This window comes from Ilumatobacter sp., assembly GCF_049588435.1.
Lineage (GTDB): Bacteria > Actinomycetota > Acidimicrobiia > Acidimicrobiales > Ilumatobacteraceae > Ilumatobacter_A.
In genome coordinates, this window is record NZ_JBAVYV010000031.1 from 1 (window position 1) to 2,340 (window position 2,340).

A 2,340-nucleotide genomic window follows, 5' to 3' on the forward strand; every position below is an offset into this window, starting at 1 on the left:
AGACCGCGGCGCGCTGGTCACCTGCGTCGCGTCAGCCCGTCCGGTTCGTCGCGGACATCAGCGTCGTCGAGCGTTGGTCGGACGCAAAATAGGTACAACGGCCCGAGACGACCGCCATGGCTCGACAGATAGTCTCGTGACGATGAGTGGTGCCCCCCTCCCACCGCCGCCACCGGAGTCGGTCTCGGCTTCCGACTCGGCGGGGAGTCAGCGAGCACCCTCGCCTCCGCCCCCACCTCCGCAGCTCGGAGCTCCCGCCGGCTATGTGGGCTACACCGCCGCCCAGGGCTACCGGGACCAACTGAATCCGATCACCAAGACCGCCCGGTGGGCGATGATCCTCGCCGCGATCACCGGCATCGCCAGCCTCGCGAGCGCATTCGTGTCGGCAAACCTTGCGTCCAAGGCCCAGGACTTCCTCGACGGCACGATCTCGGAGGACGCATTCCTCGACGCCAACAGCATCGCCCCGATCGGGCAGATCCTGAGCACCGGCCCGATGGTGGCCGCCGGCGTGTTCGGGATGATCTGGATGTTCCGGCTCTCGAAGAACGTGCGGACGTTGGGCCGCGCGACCACCTTCGCTCCCGTGTTCGCGATCGTCGGCTGGTTGCTCCCGCCGTTCCTGTTCGTCGTCCCACTCCTCGTCCTGCGTGAGTTGTGGAAGGCGAGCGATCCGAACACTCCGCCCGGTGCCGACGGATGGCGGGCCAGCGGCGAGAACCCGCTGCTGTACCTGTGGTTCGTGCTCTACGGAGTGGTTCCCGCCGTGCTCACCGTGTTCAGCGTGTCGTCGGTCCTCGATGCAACACTGAACCTCGACACCGACACCCAGAGCATCGCGGAGGTCGCCGCCGCGACGAGCGCACCGCTGTTGATCCTGACCGGCGCGATCACCCTGGTGTCGGCCGGCGTCTGGATCGTCGTGGTCAAGCAACTGACCGAGCGTCACGTCGCACTCACCGGCGAGAGGTAGGGATGGGCCAGGCCGACACGATCTACCTCGTCCGCCACGCCAAGGCGGGAGAGCGACGGCTGTGGACCGGCGACGACGTCGATCGTCCGTTGAGCAAGCGCGGGTGGAAGCAGTCTGCAGCAGTGGCGAAACGGTTGTCCGCCAAGAAGACGACCTCCCTGTACTCGAGCTCGTACGTCCGTTGCATGCAGACGCTCGAGCCGCTCGCGGAGCTCACCGGACAGAAGGTGCACACCGAATCACGACTCTTCGAGGACGAACCGTTCGAACCCGTGCTCGAACTGCTGGGCGAGGTCGAGAACGGTTCGGTGCTGTGCAGCCACGGCGACATCATCCCGGCGACGATCCAGGCGCTGCACCGGCGCGGCATGATCGTCGAGACGCCCGCCAACTGGGGCAAGTCGAGCATCTGGGTGCTGCGCCGGAAGGGCACGAAGATCACCAAGGGCAAGGTCTGGCCGGCCACCTGCTGACGGACACGGCCCGGGCCCGTGGCCTGGCGATCGCGGTCAGCCGTCGGAGGCAGCCGCTCGGATCTCGGCGGCGAAGCTCTCCACCAGTCCGGCGATGTCGGCGGGCGGATTGCTGCTCTCGCACTGCTCGACGAACGGGAGCGCCGCGTCGGCGTCATCTCGGAAGTTGAACTCGATGATCGCGATGAAGCAGTACGGATCGGCGTACGTCGGCTCGAACTCGATCGCCTGATCGAGCGCGAGTCGAGCGATCGACAACTGTTCGTCGACCGCATCATCCGCCGCGCCGGTCTGGCGTGCGAGCAGGGCGAACGTCCACCCGACGTACGCGAGCGCCTCCGCGTTGTCCTCGTCGCGTTCGATCGCCTGCTGGCTGACCTCGACGTAGAGCTGATTCGCGAGCGCGAAGTCTCCTCGGTTGAGCGCGGCTCGCGCATCGACGAGCGTGCTGCGCAGCTCGTCTCCCGGTGAGAAGCCGGTGATCTCGTCGTTGACACCACGCTCACCGAACGCACTGGCGAGCGCGAATGCGATCCCGGCGGTCACGACCACTGCCGCGGCGACCATCGCGATCATCCGCTTCCAGTTCCGGTCCCGCTTCGGTGGGAGCCGTCGACGCCCCGCCTCGATCTGGCGCAGCACCGCGGCGGCACGCACGGTGTAGCCGTCCTTGAGCACCTGGTAGTCGACGTCGTCGACGTCGCCAGCCTCGTGCTCGCGCTCGAGATCGCGCAGCGACCGCAGGAGGTATCGCCGCTCCTCGTCGAGTTCGGCGAGCCGATCGAGGTGTGCGCCCGACCGGAACGGGCTCACCGGGTCGACGTCGGCATCGGCGTCCACAGAGTTCTCGATGCCGGGCTCGTCCGTGGTCGTCACGAATCAGCCTCCGCT

The 2,340-nt window shown here is 67.4% G+C and carries 3 protein-coding genes; 2 read left to right on the plus strand and 1 reads right to left on the minus strand.

Translation table 11 applies throughout. From position 1 onward, the window contains the following. Window positions 1–142: 142 nt before the first annotated feature. Both WBV89_RS00845 and WBV89_RS00850 read left to right on the plus strand, forming a co-directional pair. Complete coding sequence (locus WBV89_RS00845) at window positions 143–976, plus strand: DUF4328 domain-containing protein (RefSeq protein ID WP_423979447.1); 834 nt, start codon at window positions 143–145, stop codon at window positions 974–976. 2 nt (window positions 977–978) lie between these two features. Beyond that, window positions 979–1,449 carry a SixA phosphatase family protein gene (locus WBV89_RS00850; RefSeq protein ID WP_423979448.1) on the plus strand — a complete coding sequence of 157 codons (471 nt, stop codon included), beginning with the start codon at window positions 979–981 and terminating at the stop codon, window positions 1,447–1,449. A 36-nt stretch (window positions 1,450–1,485) separates the two neighbouring features. On the opposite strand, the gene WBV89_RS00855 is transcribed toward WBV89_RS00850, so the two are convergent. Further along, window positions 1,486–2,325 carry a hypothetical protein gene (locus tag WBV89_RS00855; RefSeq protein ID WP_423979449.1) on the minus strand — a complete coding sequence of 280 codons (840 nt, stop codon included), beginning with the start codon at window positions 2,323–2,325 and terminating at the stop codon, window positions 1,486–1,488. Between the last annotated feature and the right edge of the window lie 15 nt (window positions 2,326–2,340).

What these genes read in the sequence shown, in the direction of transcription:
- WBV89_RS00845 (WP_423979447.1), top strand. Translation starts at nt 143, where the DNA reads ATGAGTGGTGCCCCCCTCCCACCGCCGCCACCGGAGTCGGTCTCGGCT.
- WBV89_RS00850 (WP_423979448.1), top strand. Translation starts at nt 979, where the DNA reads ATGGGCCAGGCCGACACGATCTACCTCGTCCGCCACGCCAAGGCGGGA.